Annotated in this window: 16 protein-coding genes; 11 read left to right on the top strand and 5 right to left on the bottom strand. The window is 73.6% G+C overall.

The features are described from left to right. Nucleotides 1-249: 249 nt before the first annotated feature. The 4 genes from rplU (at nucleotide 250) to CLT75_RS17565 (ending at nucleotide 2,881) form a co-directional block, all read left to right on the top strand. Nucleotides 250-564, top strand: coding sequence for a 50S ribosomal protein L21 (gene rplU / locus CLT75_RS17580; RefSeq protein WP_018787289.1), 315 nt, complete (start codon nucleotides 250-252; stop codon nucleotides 562-564). An 11-nt stretch (nucleotides 565-575) separates the two neighbouring features. Further along, nucleotides 576-830, top strand: coding sequence for a 50S ribosomal protein L27 (gene rpmA / locus CLT75_RS17575; RefSeq protein ID WP_013288010.1), 255 nt, complete (start codon nucleotides 576-578; stop codon nucleotides 828-830). A 90-nt stretch (nucleotides 831-920) separates the two neighbouring features. Beyond that, the gene (gene obgE / locus CLT75_RS17570; RefSeq protein WP_135241609.1) at nucleotides 921-2,372 is read left to right on the top strand and encodes a GTPase ObgE; all 1,452 of its coding nucleotides are present in this window, start codon (nucleotides 921-923) and stop codon (nucleotides 2,370-2,372) included. Between the two features lie 59 nt (nucleotides 2,373-2,431). Beyond that, entirely contained in the window at nucleotides 2,432-2,881 is a 450-nt protein-coding gene (locus CLT75_RS17565) for a GNAT family N-acetyltransferase (protein WP_135241608.1), read from the top strand. A 15-nt stretch (nucleotides 2,882-2,896) separates the two neighbouring features. Here CLT75_RS17565 and CLT75_RS17560 read toward each other — a convergent pair whose 3' ends face one another. Continuing rightward, nucleotides 2,897-3,556, bottom strand: a complete 660-nt coding sequence (locus CLT75_RS17560) for a DUF6766 family protein (RefSeq protein ID WP_047893486.1) — start codon at nucleotides 3,554-3,556, stop codon at nucleotides 2,897-2,899. An 85-nt stretch (nucleotides 3,557-3,641) separates the two neighbouring features. After that, nucleotides 3,642-4,106, bottom strand: a complete 465-nt coding sequence (locus tag CLT75_RS17555) for a DUF4383 domain-containing protein (RefSeq protein ID WP_209310466.1) — start codon at nucleotides 4,104-4,106, stop codon at nucleotides 3,642-3,644. Nucleotides 4,107-4,314: 208 nt separating this feature from the next. On the opposite strand from CLT75_RS17555, the gene CLT75_RS17550 reads away from it, so the two are divergent. The 3 genes from CLT75_RS17550 to CLT75_RS17540 are packed head-to-tail and all read left to right on the top strand — an operon-like array spanning nucleotide 4,315 to nucleotide 6,219. Further along, complete coding sequence (locus CLT75_RS17550) at nucleotides 4,315-5,100, top strand: hypothetical protein (protein WP_135241606.1); 786 nt, start codon at nucleotides 4,315-4,317, stop codon at nucleotides 5,098-5,100. Between the two features lie 31 nt (nucleotides 5,101-5,131). Beyond that, nucleotides 5,132-5,584 (top strand): phage holin family protein, encoded by a 453-nt coding sequence (locus tag CLT75_RS17545; RefSeq protein ID WP_064448735.1) that lies wholly within the window; start codon nucleotides 5,132-5,134, stop codon nucleotides 5,582-5,584. Further along, complete coding sequence (locus CLT75_RS17540) at nucleotides 5,581-6,219, top strand: DUF3618 domain-containing protein (RefSeq protein ID WP_135241605.1); 639 nt, start codon at nucleotides 5,581-5,583, stop codon at nucleotides 6,217-6,219. Before CLT75_RS17545 ends, CLT75_RS17540 begins: the two co-directional genes overlap by 4 nt. A gap of 65 nt (nucleotides 6,220-6,284) precedes the next feature. On the opposite strand, the gene CLT75_RS17535 is transcribed toward CLT75_RS17540, so the two are convergent. Continuing rightward, on the bottom strand, nucleotides 6,285-7,370 hold the full coding sequence (locus CLT75_RS17535) for a glycosyltransferase family protein (protein WP_135241604.1): 1,086 nt from the start codon (nucleotides 7,368-7,370) through the stop codon (nucleotides 6,285-6,287). 121 nt (nucleotides 7,371-7,491) lie between these two features. Between CLT75_RS17535 and CLT75_RS17530 the strand changes: the two genes are divergently transcribed. After that, a complete protein-coding gene (locus tag CLT75_RS17530; RefSeq protein ID WP_135241603.1) occupies nucleotides 7,492-8,130 on the top strand; it encodes an SRPBCC family protein in 639 nt (212 codons plus the stop codon). Then, a complete protein-coding gene (locus CLT75_RS17525) occupies nucleotides 8,127-9,305 on the top strand; it encodes a zinc-dependent alcohol dehydrogenase (RefSeq protein ID WP_135241602.1) in 1,179 nt (392 codons plus the stop codon). The genes CLT75_RS17530 and CLT75_RS17525 overlap by 4 nt, the downstream gene beginning before the upstream one ends. A gap of 23 nt (nucleotides 9,306-9,328) precedes the next feature. Here the strand turns inward: CLT75_RS17525 and CLT75_RS17520 are convergent, their stop codons facing one another. Beyond that, nucleotides 9,329-10,612, bottom strand: coding sequence for a cytochrome P450 (locus tag CLT75_RS17520; protein WP_135241601.1), 1,284 nt, complete (start codon nucleotides 10,610-10,612; stop codon nucleotides 9,329-9,331). Between the two features lie 238 nt (nucleotides 10,613-10,850). Here CLT75_RS17520 and CLT75_RS17515 point away from each other — a divergent pair, with 238 nt between their 5' ends. Further along, nucleotides 10,851-11,237: a hypothetical protein gene (locus CLT75_RS17515; protein ID WP_135241600.1), complete on the top strand. Its 387-nt coding sequence runs from the start codon at nucleotides 10,851-10,853 to the stop codon at nucleotides 11,235-11,237. A 7-nt stretch (nucleotides 11,238-11,244) separates the two neighbouring features. On the opposite strand, the gene CLT75_RS17510 is transcribed toward CLT75_RS17515, so the two are convergent. After that, nucleotides 11,245-11,463 (bottom strand): DUF397 domain-containing protein, encoded by a 219-nt coding sequence (locus tag CLT75_RS17510; protein ID WP_013287999.1) that lies wholly within the window; start codon nucleotides 11,461-11,463, stop codon nucleotides 11,245-11,247. 66 nt (nucleotides 11,464-11,529) lie between these two features. On the opposite strand from CLT75_RS17510, the gene pepN reads away from it, so the two are divergent. Beyond that, nucleotides 11,530-14,046: an aminopeptidase N gene (gene pepN, locus CLT75_RS17505; protein WP_135241599.1), complete on the top strand. Its 2,517-nt coding sequence runs from the start codon at nucleotides 11,530-11,532 to the stop codon at nucleotides 14,044-14,046. Nucleotides 14,047-14,069: the final 23 nt, after the last annotated feature.

Here is a 14,069-nt window from a genome sequence, read left to right as displayed (position 1 = left end):
CGGGGCGGGGGCCCTGCCGTGCCCGTCGAGCCCGGCGGGCGGGCGCCGGACGGCAGCCCGGTTTGGGGGGCGGGCCGGGTATGGCGTACGCTTGCCTGCGGCGCACTTTGGTGTGCCGAGTTCCCGCGTGCCCGCGCTGCCGGTGTCACGGCTCCCGGCGAGACGCCGTGGGAACGACCGCGAACGGTGTGACAGCCGACTGCGGTGGAATAGACGCCAGTAGCCTCAACGACAGGGAGTCCGCCTCCGATGTACGCGATCGTCAAGACCGGCGGCAAGCAGTACAAGGTCGCCGAGGGCGACGTGATCGAGGTCGAGAAGCTCGCCGGTGCCCCCGGCGACGCGGTGAAGCTCACCGCGGTGCTCCTCGTCGACGGTGACGACCTGGTGACCGACGCGGCGAAGCTCGCGAAGGTCGCGGTGTCCGGCGAGATCGCCGCGCACACCAAGGGCCCGAAGATCCGGATCCACAAGTTCAAGAACAAGACCGGCTACCACAAGCGCCAGGGTCACCGCCAGCCGCTGACCCAGGTCAAGGTGACCGGCATCTCCAGCGGGAAGTAGGTCGTCCTCCAATGGCTCACAAAAAGGGTGCGTCCAGCTCGCGTAACGGCCGTGACTCCGCGGCCCAGCGGCTCGGCGTGAAGCGCTTCGGTGGTCAGGTCGTCAGCGCGGGTGAGATCCTCATCCGTCAGCGTGGCACCAAGTTCCACCCCGGTGACCTGGTCGGCCGTGGCGGCGACGACACGCTGTTCGCGCTGGCCGCCGGTTCGGTTCAGTTCGGCACCAAGCGCGGTCGCAAGACCGTCAGCATCGTGCCGCAGCAGTAGTTCTGTAAGCGTTGCGGGCCGCGGACCTCGAGTCCCGGCCCGCTTCGCTTTTCCCCGTGCGGGGCGGACCCCGCTGGAAGGATTGGCGTCGTGACGACGTTCGTTGACCGGGTCGTCCTGCACATGCAGGCCGGCGACGGCGGGCACGGCTGTGTCTCGATCCACCGGGAGAAGTTCAAGCCGTTCGGCGGGCCGGACGGCGGCAACGGCGGCCACGGCGGCAGCGTGTCGCTGGTGGTCGACCCGCAGGTCACCACGCTGCTCGACTTCCACTTCCGGCCGCACCTGAAGGCCGAGAACGGCAAGGGCGGCGCCGGCTCGAACCGGGACGGCGCCAACGGCCGCGACCTGCTCATCAAGGTGCCGAACGGCACCGTCGTGCAGAGCCTCGACGGCGAGGTGCTGGCCGACCTGGTCGGCGTCGGCACCACGTTCGAGGCGGCCCGGGGCGGCCGGGGCGGGCGCGGCAACGCCTCGCTGGCGAACGCCCGCCGCAAGGCGCCGGGCTTCGCCGAGCTGGGTGAGCCCGGCGACCGGCTCGACGTCGTGCTGGAGCTCAAGAGCGTCGCCGACGTGGGCCTGGTCGGCTTCCCGTCCGCGGGCAAGTCGTCGCTGATCTCGGTGATCTCCGCGGCCAAGCCGAAGATCGCCGACTACCCGTTCACCACGCTGGTGCCGAACCTGGGCGTGGTCCGGGTCGACAACCACACCTTCACCGTCGCCGACGTACCGGGCCTGATCCCGGGCGCGGCCAGCGGCAAGGGCCTGGGCCTGGAGTTCCTCCGCCACGTCGAGCGCTGCGCCGTGCTGGTGCACGTGATCGACACCGCGACGCTGGAGCCCGGCCGCGACCCGCTCGCCGACATCGACGCCATCGAGTCCGAGCTGTCCCAGTACGGCGGCCTGGCCGACCGGCCCCGGCTGGTCGCGCTCAACAAGGTCGACGTGCCGGACGGCAAGGACCTCGCCGACATCGTCCGCCCCGACCTGGAGGCCCGCGGCCTGCGCGTGTTCGACGTCTCCACGGCCACCCGGGAGGGCCTGCGCGAGCTGACGTACGCGATGGCGGAGCTGGTCGAGCAGGGTCGCCGCGCCGCCCCGCCGGCCGAGCCGACCCGGATCGTGATCCGCCCGAAGGCGGTCGACGACGCCGGCTTCACCATCGAGGCCGAGCCGGACGGCTCGTACACGGTGCGCGGCAGCCGGCCGGAGCGCTGGGTCAAGCAGACCAACTTCGACAACGACGAGGCGGTGGGTTACCTGGCCGACCGGCTGGCCCGCCTCGGCGTCGAGGAGAAGCTCGCGAAGGCCGGCGCGCAGGCCGGTGACCTGGTGCGCATCGGCGACCGGGAGTTCGACTGGCAGCCGACGCTCTACGCCGGCGTCGACTTCGTACCCGGTAACCGGGGCACCGACGTGCGGCTCGAGGAGAAGTCGAACCGTCCGTCGGCGTCCGATCGGCTGGCGGCCCGCAAGGCCCGCCGGGTCCGGCCGGAGGACGAGGTCGAGGCCGCGCCCGCGGCGGAGGCGGACGCCGAGTAGCCGTTTCCGGGTCGGTGGCGGGAAACCTGCGCGAAATCCGGCCGATCTAGCGTACGGACATGTTGATCGAGTCCCGTCCCGCCACCGATCCGGAGATCGCCGCGCTCGTCGTCGCCCAGCAGCGTGAGCTGCGCGACGCGGACGGCGGGCTGGACGGGCAGGTCACCGTCGTGCACACCGACATCCACTACCTGGCCGCCGTGGTGGGCGGCCGGGCGGTCGGCTGCGGTGGGCTCCAGGCGCTCGACGCCGGCACCGGCGAGCTGAAGCGGATGTACGTGCGGCCGGCGTTCCGCGGGCGGGGCATCGCCCGGCAGCTGCTCGTGGCGCTGGAGGAACTGGCGTTCCAGCAGGGGCACCGCACGGTGTGCCTGGAGACGGGCACCTACCTGCCGGCCGCGATCGGGCTCTACCGGTCCAGCGGCTACGAGCCGATCCCGGTCTACGGCGAGTACGTGGACAACCCGTACAGCGTCTGCTTCGCCAAGCGGCTGCCGGTGGCGGCCTGATCGGCGGCCTGACGCTCAGGCGCTCGTCTGCGCGTGCGGCGCGGTGACCGGCTTGGACTCCGGGCTGGCGTGCTGGCGCAGCACGATGCTGAGCAGGATCAGCACGCCGACGGCGAGGAACTCGCTCTGCCAGTTCTGCATCGACTGGAACCAGAAGTCGCTGGTGCCGAGGAACTGCCACGCGCTGATCGGGGCGGCGCCGCTCTCCAGCGCCTGCTCCTGGTTGTAGGCGGCCACACCGCCGAACAGGTGCCCCAGGAACGCTCCGCCGAAGATCATCAGCAGTGCTATGGCGAGGCTGTTGCGGTAGACCACGAGCGGCAGCCCGCCGGCGCGTACCGGCCACGGTGAATCGGGGCGGGCGTGGTCGCGGTTGTCCTCCGGCCGGTCCGTCTGGTCCTCCGGCTTCGACTCGGCCGAGCCCTTCTGCACCAGGTACGCGGTGAGCAGCACGTAGCCGCCCATCTGGAGGAACTCCGACTCCCAGTTCTCGAACACCGCCTCGGCGAAGTGCCCGGTACCGAGGTAGGCCCACCAGCTCAGCGGCTCGGCGCCGTACCGGCTCAGCTCCTCGTTGTGCACCTGCCAGCCGAACACGCTCTGCAGCAGCAGGAAGACCAGGAACGCGCCGAGCATGGCGACCGAGAGCATGTTGTCGCGCAACCACCGTGGCATCGCCGGACCTCCTCGACCCGCTCGCGCTTGCCCTCCTGCCCGGCGCCGGGGCGGGGCAAACGCCGCACCGGCGTGTCGCGCCTGGTCAGGGGCGGTCGAAGGGGGCCTCCACCCGGGTGCCGGTGCCGAGGTTGTTGTTGAGCAGCAGGCCGGCGGCGAGCATGCCGAACCCGAGGGCCAGGTGCAGCCAGTTGTCGGCGTCGTTCACCGGCACGAAGTTCACCGAGGTGTCCCTGTCGATGGCGAAGCCGTACAGCCACAGCACCAGGTAGAGCGCGCCGCCGCCGGCCAGGAAGACCCGCGCGCCGGCCAGCCGCCGGGCCATCACCAGACCGACCAGCCCGAACAGCAGGTGCAGCAGGTTGTGCAGCACCGACACCTGGAACACCCCGAGCAGTTTCGCCTCGGAGTGGTGCCCGGCGAACGTCATCTCGCCGTAGTTCGTGGTGATCCCGGGAATGAAGCCGAGCACGCCGATGAGCGCGAACAGGGCCGCCGCCGCGAGGGCGACCTTCTGCACCGCAGCCCGGGCGGGCGCGTGTTCGTGCAGGTCACGTGCCATCCCTGTCACCCCCGTGGAACTCGCCGCCGCCCGGGCGGGCGGGCACCTCATTGTCTGACCGGGGTGGGGCGCTCCCGCAGAGAATTCACGAATCAGGCATGGACCCGCCGACCTGGGGTAGGGCGATTGTCACGCGGAAACAAATCCGCGTACCCCCCGAAGACACCCGCTGGGAAACACGAGCGGAAGGGACACCATGACTCAGGATCTTTCCCCCAGTTCGGCCACGTACCAGTCGACGAACGGTGGTGGCGGCGTACGTGACCAGGCCCGCCAGGTCGGCTCCGACGCCGCGAGCGCGGGCGGCGCCGTCGCGCAGACCGCCAAGGAGCAGGGCCGGGAGGTGGTGGGCGAGGCCAAGCGGCAGGCCCGCGACCTCTACAGCGAGACCCGCAGCCAGGTCACCGCCCAGGCCGGTCAGCAGCAGCAGCGCGCCGCCAGCGGCCTGCGTTCGCTCGCCGACGAGATGCGCACCATGGCGCAGCAGGGCGGCGGCTCCGGGCCGGTCACCGAGCTGGCCCACCAGGCGGCCGAGCGGGTGCACGGCGTGGCCGGCTGGCTGGAGCAGCGCGAGCCGGGCGACCTGCTCAACGAGGTGAAGAGCTACGCCCGCCGCAACCCGGGCACGTTCCTCGTCGGCGCGGCGCTGCTCGGCGTGGTCGCCGGGCGGCTCACCCGCAACATCGCCGCGATCGGCGACGACAGCGCGACGCGGCCGGCGTACGACCCGGACCGCACCGCCGTCATCCCGACCGCGCGTGAGGTGCCGGACCAGGTGCCGCCGGGCGGCTACCTCGACCCGACGCCGGGCAGCTACGCCGAGCCGGACCCGGGCTACTCCGCGCCGGGCGCGACCTACCCGGGTGGCGGCGCCCCGAACACCTGGGCCGACCCGGCGGGTGGCACCGGTCAGCCTTTGCCGCCGCCGGAGCGCACCGACCCGCTGCCGGGTGTCCCGTCGACCGGCGCTCCCCGCCCGTGACCGGCCGCACCGGTAGAAGGGAGGCGACGGCATGACCGTACCCACGCAGGACCCCGGCTATCAGGCGGCGGGTGCCCCGCCCCACGCCGACGAGGTGCGCGGCAGCTCGCTCGGCGACCTGATGCGCCAGGTCACCACTGACCTGTCCACGCTGATGCGCCAGGAGGTCGAGCTGGCCAAGGCGGAGATCCGCCAGGAGGGCAAGAAGGCGGGCAAGGCCGCCGGACTGTTCGGCGGCGCCGGCTTCGGCGGCTACATGGTGGCGCTCTTCGTCTCGATCGCGATCTGGCAGTTCCTCGACAACGTGATGGACTCCGGGCTGGCCGCGCTGATCGTGGCCGTCGTCTGGGCCGCTGTCGCGGCGGTCCTGTACTCGATGGGCAAGAAGAACGCCGAGCGGATCCGCGGCCTGAAGCAGACAAACGACAGCGTGCAGCGCATCCCCGACGCGCTCAAGCCGCACCCGGAGGGAGTCATCCGATGAGCACCGATCCCGAGCAGATCCGCCGCGAGATCGAAGCCACCCGCAACAACCTCAGCTCGGACGTGGACGCCCTGGCGTACAAGGTCAGCCCGAGCCGCATCGTCGACGACCGCAAGCAGCGCGTCCGCAGCGCGCTGACGAACGTGAAGGACAAGGTGATGGGAACCGCTTCGGACCTCGGCCACAGCACCGGCCACGCCGCCCACTCGGTGGGCGACCACGCCTCCTCGATGGCGTCCACGGTGGGCGACAAGGCGCAGTCCGCCGCCGCCACGGTGAGCGACGCCGCGCACCGGGCGCCGCAGGTGGTGCGGCGCAAGTCCGAGGGCAACCCGATCGCCGCCGGGGTGATCGCCTTCGGTGTCGGCATGCTGGTCTCCTCGCTGATCCCAGCCACCCGCCGCGAGCAGCAGGTCGCCGCGCAGGTCAAGGAGAAGGCCGCCGAGCACGGCGGGGTGGTGAAGGAGAAGCTGGGCGAGGTCGCCGGTGAGCTGAAGGACGAGCTGCGCGAGCCGGCGCAGCACGCCGCCGAGTCGGTGAGGGCCACCGCGCAGGACGCCGCGCACACGGTCAAGGACGACGGCCGCGCCGCCGCCCAGGACGTCCGGCACAGCGCCGAGCAGGTGCGGTCCTGAAGGTCCGCGCCCTCGGTGGGGAAGGGCCCCTTCTTATCGCCCAGGCGATCAGAAGGGGCCCTTCCTCACACCTCGGCGCGCAGGGGCGGGAGCACCGCCCCGGTCTCGACCCACAGCACCAGATCGTCGGGGCGGCGGCGCGTCATCCGCCGGCGCAGGACACCTGTGGGGTGGGCCGCCGTCCGCAGCCGGGCGCCCGCGTAGGGCACCCCGCCGCGCAGCCGCCGGCCCACCGCCAGCCACGCGCACAGGCCGCGTTCCAGCACCCAGGCGGGCGCGGCCAGGCTCGTGTGCGCCGGGAAGACCCGGGCACCGCCCGCCCGTCGCCGGCCCAGCTCCGCCACGGCCACCGTCGCCAGCCCGGCGCGCAGCAGCAGCCCGGGCCGGCGGGTGGCGAGCGCGACAGCCGTCGCCGGCAGCACCGCCAGCGCGGCCAGCAGCCACACCGGCCGGGCCGTCTCGTCGTACGCCTGCCGGACGCGCTGCCCGAGGAAGTGCGCGACGGAGGGCGGTAGCCGCCGCACGTACAGCCACGCCGGGGTGGCGGTGCTGCCGCCGTACGCGCGCACGGTCCGGACCAGCTCCAGGTTCTCGAAGAGCACGTCGGGGTCGTAGCCGCCCATCGCCAGGAACGTGCTCCGCCGCACCCCGAGCGTGCCCGGCCAGTCGCCGCCGAACACGCGGGCCAGCAGCGTCCGGCCGGTGTCCCACCAGGCGTGCCAGGGCAGCGGGTCGAAGTGGTTCTGCGGCCGGACCAGGTCCACCCCGTCCAGCAGCTGGTGCACCGCGCACAGGGCCGCCCGGTCGTACCGGACGTCGTCGTCGGCGATCACCACGTGCTCGTGCCGGGCCAGCGCGACGCCGGTGAGCACGCCGAGCACCTTGCCGTTGCGCCCGCGCAGCGCCGGGTCCGGCGGCACGTGCCGGACCAGCCCGCGCCAGGCGTCGGCGTGCCGGGCGAACAGCTCCGGCGCCGATCCGTCGACCACCACCACGTCGACCCACCGGCTCAGCTCCCGCAGGTACCCGGTCAGCTCGTCCAGGCCGCCGTCGTCGTGGGCGCGCAGCGGCAGGACGTACGCCATCGGCAGCCGGACCGGCGCGGATGCGGCGCCCTCGTCGCGTGGCGGCGTGGCGGTCGGTCGGGTCATGTCGTCTCCCCTCGTGCCGGGTGACGCGACTTGCCCGGAATGCGGCTGCTGAAACCGTTTCGGGCGGGCTGTGTCGGGTAGCGCAGCCGGATACGGACGGTCCGAGTCGGGAGGAGACGTGATGCCCAGCAACGCGACGAGATGGGCGCTGGCCGGCGCCGCCGCGGTCACCGCGCTCGGAGTCACCCGGACGGTGGCCCGCCGACGGCACCGGCATCAGCCCGACCGGGAGGACGGCTGGTACGTGGTGCGCCGCGGGATCACCGTGAACCGGCCGATGGACGAGGTGATCGGCTTCTGGACCGACCGGGAACGGCTCGACCGAGGGCTGGCCGAGTGGGCCACGCTGGAGCAGCTCGACGCAAACCGGTGGCGCTGCGTGGCGGCCGACCCGGCCGGCGGCGGCACCGAGTGGCGGGCCGAGATCACCGTCGACGGGCCGGGCCGGCTGAGCTGGCGGGTCACCGACGGGCCGGTCGCCCAGCGCGGCCGGGTCGAGCTGGCCGCCGCCCCGCAGGACCGGGGCACCGAGATCCGGGCCGAGCTGCGGTGGCGCTCCGGTCCGATCCGGCGGGCGGTCGGCCTGGTCGGCGGCAGCGACCCGGACCTGGGGCTGCGCACCACGCTGCGCCGGATCAAGTCCCTTGTCGAGACCGGGCAGGTGCTGGACACCCGGCACGACCCGTCCGGGCGCAGCGCGCGGCAGGAACGGGCGACGGACAAGGTACGCGAGAAGCTGATGGCGGGAGGACGACCGTGAGGGCGTTGTGCTGGGAGGGCGTGGGCAAGCTCGCCGTGCGGGACGTGCCGGAGCCGACCGTCAGGTCCGGCGGCGACATCATCGTCAAGGTGCGCGCGAGCAGCGTCTGCGGATCCGACCTGCACCTGATCAACGGGTACCTGCCGGCCATGCGCGAGGGTGACATCCTCGGCCACGAGTTCATGGGCGAGGTGGTCGAGACCGGCCCGGACGTGCGGCGCATCTCCGTCGGCGACCGGGTGGTGGTCGGCTCGGTGGTGGCCTGCGGCTCGTGCTGGTACTGCCGCACCGAGCAGTTCTCGCTCTGCGACAACTCCAACCCGCAGCCGGTCTTCACCGAGAAGCTGTGGGGTCACTCGCCCGCCGGCATCCTCGGCTACTCGCACGCGGCCGGTGGCTACGCGGGCAGCCACGCCGAGTACATCCGGGTGCCGTTCGGCGACGTCGGCGCGTTCACCGTGCCGGACGGGGTGCCGGACGACTCGGTGGTGTTCGCCTCCGACGCGATGCCGACCGGCTGGATGGCGGCCGACTTCTGCAACCTCAAGGGTGGCGAGGTGGTCGCCGTCTGGGGCGCCGGCGGCGTCGGCCAGATGGCGGCCCGGTCCGCGCAGATCCTCGGCGCCGAGCGTGTCGTGGTCATCGACCGGCTGCCGGAACGGCTCGCCACCGCGGCGCAGCGCCTCGGCGTGGAGACGATCAACTACGCCGAGACCGACGTGCTGGAGGCGCTGCGGGAGATGACCGCCGGACGCGGCCCGGACGCCTGCATCGAGGCCGTCGGCATGGAGTCGCACGACGTCGGCCCGGTCTACGCGTACGACAAGGCCAAGCAGACGGTACGCGCGCAGACCGACCGGCCCACCTCGGTGCGGCAGGCGATCATGGCGGCCCGCAAGGGCGGCACGGTGAGCATCGTCGGCGTGTACGGCGGCCTGGTGGACAAGTTCCCGCTCGGCGCGGCCATGAACAAGGCCCTGGTGCTGCGGATGGGACAGATGCACGCCCAGCGCTACATCCCGATGCTGCTGGACCGGGTCGCGGCCGGCGAGATCGACCCCGGCTACCTGGCCACCCACCCGATGTCGCTGGAACAGGGCGCGCGGGGCTACGAGATCTTCGAGAAGAAGGAGGACGGCTGCCTGCGTACCGTGCTGCACCCGCAGGCCGCCTGACCACGGCAGGGGGTGCGCCCGGTTCAGCGCAGCGGGCGTACCCCACCGGCCGGGCGTGCGCCGTCGGCCGGGCGTACCCCGTCGAGCACCAGCCCGCCGGGCGGCAACGCCGGCATGGCGCCGAGGTCGAGCGCCAGGTCCTGCGGCGGTACGCGGTAGCTCATCGCGCCGGTCAGGTTCGTCACCGCCCGCTTCATCAGCTCGATCGTGATCCACTCACCGGCGCAGCGGTGGCCGGTGAAGTGGTCGCCGCCGCCCTGCGGGACCAGGCCGAACGGGTCGTCGCGCCAGCCGGCGAAGCGTTCCGGGCGGAACCGTTCCGGCTCCGGCCACACGTCGGGGTGGTGGTTCGTGCCGTACAGGTCGAGCAGCACCCGCCGGCCCTGCGGGAACGCGTACCCGCGCCACTGGAACGAGCGGCGGACCCGGGCCGCGGCGACCGGGAAGAACGGGTAGTAGCGGCGTACCTCCTGCACGAACTGCTCGGTCGCGGCGTCGTCGCCTGGTAGCCGGTCCCGCCAGTGCGGGTGGTCGTGCAGCGCCAGCGCGGCGAAGACCACGTACCGGTCCACCGCGACGGTGGGGCGCAGCACGTTCAGCAGTTCCACAGCGGCGATCCGGCGGGGCAGCGGCAGGCCCCGTTCGTCCCGGTGCCCGGCCACCACCGCCAGCGCGCTGCCCTCCGGGGCGGGCACCGCGCCCGCGCGTACCCGCTCGATCAGCTCGCCGGCCCAGCGTTGCGCGTGCCGGCGGCCGAGCCGTCCGCGCCAGTGCCGGGGGCCCACCGCGGCCGGCGCCTCGATCATGGCGTGCATCTCGGCGGTGCGGCGCGGCACGTCGGCCTCGGCCGGCGGCACCCCGGCCCAGGCCCAGACCGTACGGGTCAGGATCCGGCCCACCTCGTCGTAGAGCACCACCGGGCCGTTCTGCGCCCAGACCGGGATCCGGGCCCGCCACTGCTCGTCGAAGATCTCCCCGAGGCGGCGGATCGCAGCCGGCGTCATGATCGACATGAACATCGCCTTGCGGACCAGGTGGGCCTGCCCGTCGAGGCCCTGCACGCCGCCGACGCCGGTGAGCGTGCGCTGCCCGCGCATCGGCATGGCGCCGCGCCTGACGAACCGCTCCTCGTCGTAGAACAGCTCGGCGGCCTCCCGGCCGCGCAGGCAGATCGTCGGCTCCAGCAGCAGCCGGGTCTGGAAGACGTCGCTGCCGAGGCGGTCGCAGCGGGAGCCGACGAAGCGGTAGCCCTCCCGGAGGAACGCCAGCGTGCTGTCCGGGCTCCGGTCGCTCGGCATGGTGCTCATCTCGGCTGCTCCTGACGCGGTTCGGCGGCGCTGCCTACCTACCCGGGCCGGCGCGGCCGAACCCTCCATTCCAGCAGCTCCGGCCCCGTGGGGGAGGGGCCGGCCACGCGGGCGGGCGCTGGCCCCTCCCCGGGCGCGGAAAAGCTGGTTGGCTCGGGTTCGCGGACCGGCGGCGACCGGCCCGCAGCCCGCCGGCGCGACGTCCGGCGGGCGTCACCGACCACGGGGGAGGGCACCGATGCGTGACGACAGGGCGGCACGACGGCACCGCGAGGCACCGGCCCGGCTGCGCGGCGACGGCCGCGACGGGCCGCTGATCGGCACGCCCCGGCGCGCCGCCGCCCGCCCGCCGCGCTACTTCACCGTGCACCTGGGCTTCGCCGCGGCCGATCCGGCCGTCGCGCGGGAGCACGCCGTGGCGTACGCCGAAGCACTCGGCCTGCTCCGCCCGGAGCTGGCGCTCGGCGCGGCGGCGCTGTCCCCGGCGGACGCCTGGCACCGCGCCGAGCGGCTGTTCTGCGACGCCGCCGGGCCCGACGGCGAGCGCTGCGCCGACGTGGCCGGTCACCCCGGCTTCCACCACGCGCCCGGCCCGGGCGGGCTCGGCTGGGGCGACGGTGACTGAGGTGCGCTCAGTCCAGGTCGAACTCGCCGTCCTGGGCGCCCGCGACGAACGCGTCCCACTCGGCCTGGGTGAAGACCAGCACCGGTCCGTCCGGCTCGGCGGAGTTGCGCATACCGATCAGGTCGTCGACGAAGGCCACTTCGACCGCTCCCTCGGAGGTGTCGCCCTCAGCCCGCTGCCAAACCGCCCGGGAGAGGTCGAAATCGCCCTTGGGGTGCTGACCCATCGCTGCTCCTCCATCGCCATGCGTAACGAGACGGCCCGAGCGGACCTCATCGGGCAGGATAAGCGGATGCCGAGCCTCACCCGTGCAGAGGCGACCGCGCGCCGCGCGTCGATCACCGTCGAGTCCTACGATGTGGACCTCGACCTGACCGGCGACGCCGAGCGGTTCCGCTCCGCCGTCACCATCCGGTTCCGGGCCACCCCCGGCGCCGAGACCTTCGTCGACGTCAAGCCGCGCCGACTCCTCGCCGCCCGCCTCAACGGCCGTGACCTCGACCCGGCCCTGCTCGCCGGCGACCGGCTGCCGCTGACCGGCCTGGCCGAGGACAACACGCTCACCGTCGAGGCGGAGATGGCCTACTCCAACACCGGCGAGGGGCTGCACCGTTTCGTCGACCCGGCCGACGGCGAGACCTATCTCTACGCGATGTCCTTCCTGGACGACGGGCCGCGCATCTTCGCCGCGTTCGACCAGCCCGACCTGAAGGCGCCGGTGACGCTGACCGTCACCGCGCCGCCGGAGTGGACCGTCGCCGCCAACGGGCCGCTCGCCGACCGACCGGAACCCGGCCGCTGGGTGTTCGCCACCACCGAGCCGCTGGCCATCTACTTCGTCTCGCTGATCGCCGGGCCCTGGCACGTGCTGCGCGCCGAGCACGACGGCATCCCGCTCGGCCTCTACTGCCGGCGTTCGCTCGCCGCCCACCTGGACGCCGACGCCGACGAGATCTTCACCGTCACCCGGCAGTGTTTCGACCGCTTCCACGAGCTGTTCGCCGAGCGCTACCCGTTCGGCAAGTACGACCAGGCGTTCGTGCCCGAGTTCAACGCCGGCGCGATGGAGAACCCGGGCCTGGTCACGATCCGCGACGACTACGTCTTCCGCTCCGCTGTGACCGACACCCAGCGGGAGCTGCGTGCCACCACCATCGCCCACGAGATGGCGCACATGTGGTTCGGCGACCTGGTCACCATGAGCTGGTGGGACGACCTCTGGCTCAACGAGTCCTTCGCCGAATACCTCGGCACCCGGGTGACCGCCGAGGCGACCCGGTTCGACCGGGCGTGGACCACGTTCGCCAGCCGCCGCAAGGCCTGGGGCTACACCGCCGACCAGCGTCCCTCCACCCACCCGGTGGCGCCGGAGGAGGTGGCCGACGCCGCCCAGGCGCTGCTCAACTTCGACGGCATCTCGTACGCCAAGGGCGCCAGCGTGCTGCGCCAGCTCGTCGCCTGGCTCGGTGACGAGGCGTTCCTGGCCGGGCTGAACGCGCACTTCGCCGCGCACCGCTTCGGCAACGCGACGCTCGCCGACCTGCTGGCCGCCCTGGGTACGGCGAGCGGCCGCGACCTGGACGGCTGGGCGGAGCGCTGGCTGCGCCGCGCGCAGGTGAACACGCTGCGGGTCGACACCGCTGTGGACGCCGACGGGCGGTGGACCGACGTGGCGATCGTGCAGACCGCCCCGGCGAGCCACCCGGTGCTGCGGCCGCACCGCATCGGCGTCGCCCACCACACGGCGGACGGCCCGGCGTACCGGTTCGAGGTCGACCTCGACCCCGACGCCGACGGCGGCCGGACGCCGCTGCCCGAGCTGGTCGGGCGGCCCGCCACCGGGCTCGTGCTGCCGAACGCCGGTGACCTGACGTTCGCCAAGATCCGGCTTGACCCGGCCTCGGCGGACGCGGTGCCGCTGCTGCTGCCGGGGCTCGACGATTCGCTGGCCCGGGCGCTGCTCTGGGCCGAGACGCTGGACGCGGTCACCGACGGGGAGCGGCCCGCCGGCGCACTCGCCGGGCTGATCGCGGCGGCGCTGCCCGCCGAGACCGAGGTGACGATCGTCGAGGACGTGCTGCTGCTCAGCCGCCGGCTGATCGACCGCTACCTCGACCCGCTCGCCCGGGACGCGGCGCTGCTGCGGGTGGCGACCGCCTGCGCGGCGCTGCTCGACTCGGCGCCCGCGGGCGGCTCCCTGCAACTGGCGGCGGCGCGGGGTCTGATCGGCGCCACCACCGACACCGCCGTGCTGACCGGCTGGCTCGCCGGCAAGGACGTGCCGCCGGGGCTCGCGGTCGACGCCGACCTGCGCTGGGCGGTGCTGCGCCGGCTCGTGGTGCTCGGCGCGGCCGGAGCATCGGAGATCGACGCCGAGGCCGACGCGGACCGCAGCGCCACCGGCGCCGAGCAGGCCGCCGCGTGCCGGGCCGCGCTGCCCGACGCCGATGCGAAGCGGGCCGCGTGGGAGATCGTCACGCGCAGCACCGAGCTGTCGAACCGGCTGGTCGAGGCGACCGCCGAGGGCTTCTGGCAGCCCGAGCAGGCCGAGCTGACCGCCGGGTACGTGGAGCGCTACTTCACCGACATGCCGGCGGCGGCGCGGCTGCGTACCGCGTGGGTGGCCGACGCGGTCACCGTGGCCGCGTACCCCCGCTACGCCGTGTCGCAACCCACCCGGGAGATGGCCGCGGCGCTGCTGGCCCGCGACGACCTCACGCCCGGCCTGCGGCGATGGGTGACCGACCTGGACGACGACATGCGCCGGGCGCTGGTGGCCCGGACGGCGGTGGCCGCCGCGTCGGCCTGATCGGGGCACGCCGGGCGGGGCCA

It is taken from the genome of Micromonospora sp. CNZ285, assembly GCF_004637285.1.
Note: the sequence above shows the minus strand (reverse complement) of the source record. Positions and strands in the feature narration are given on the sequence as shown.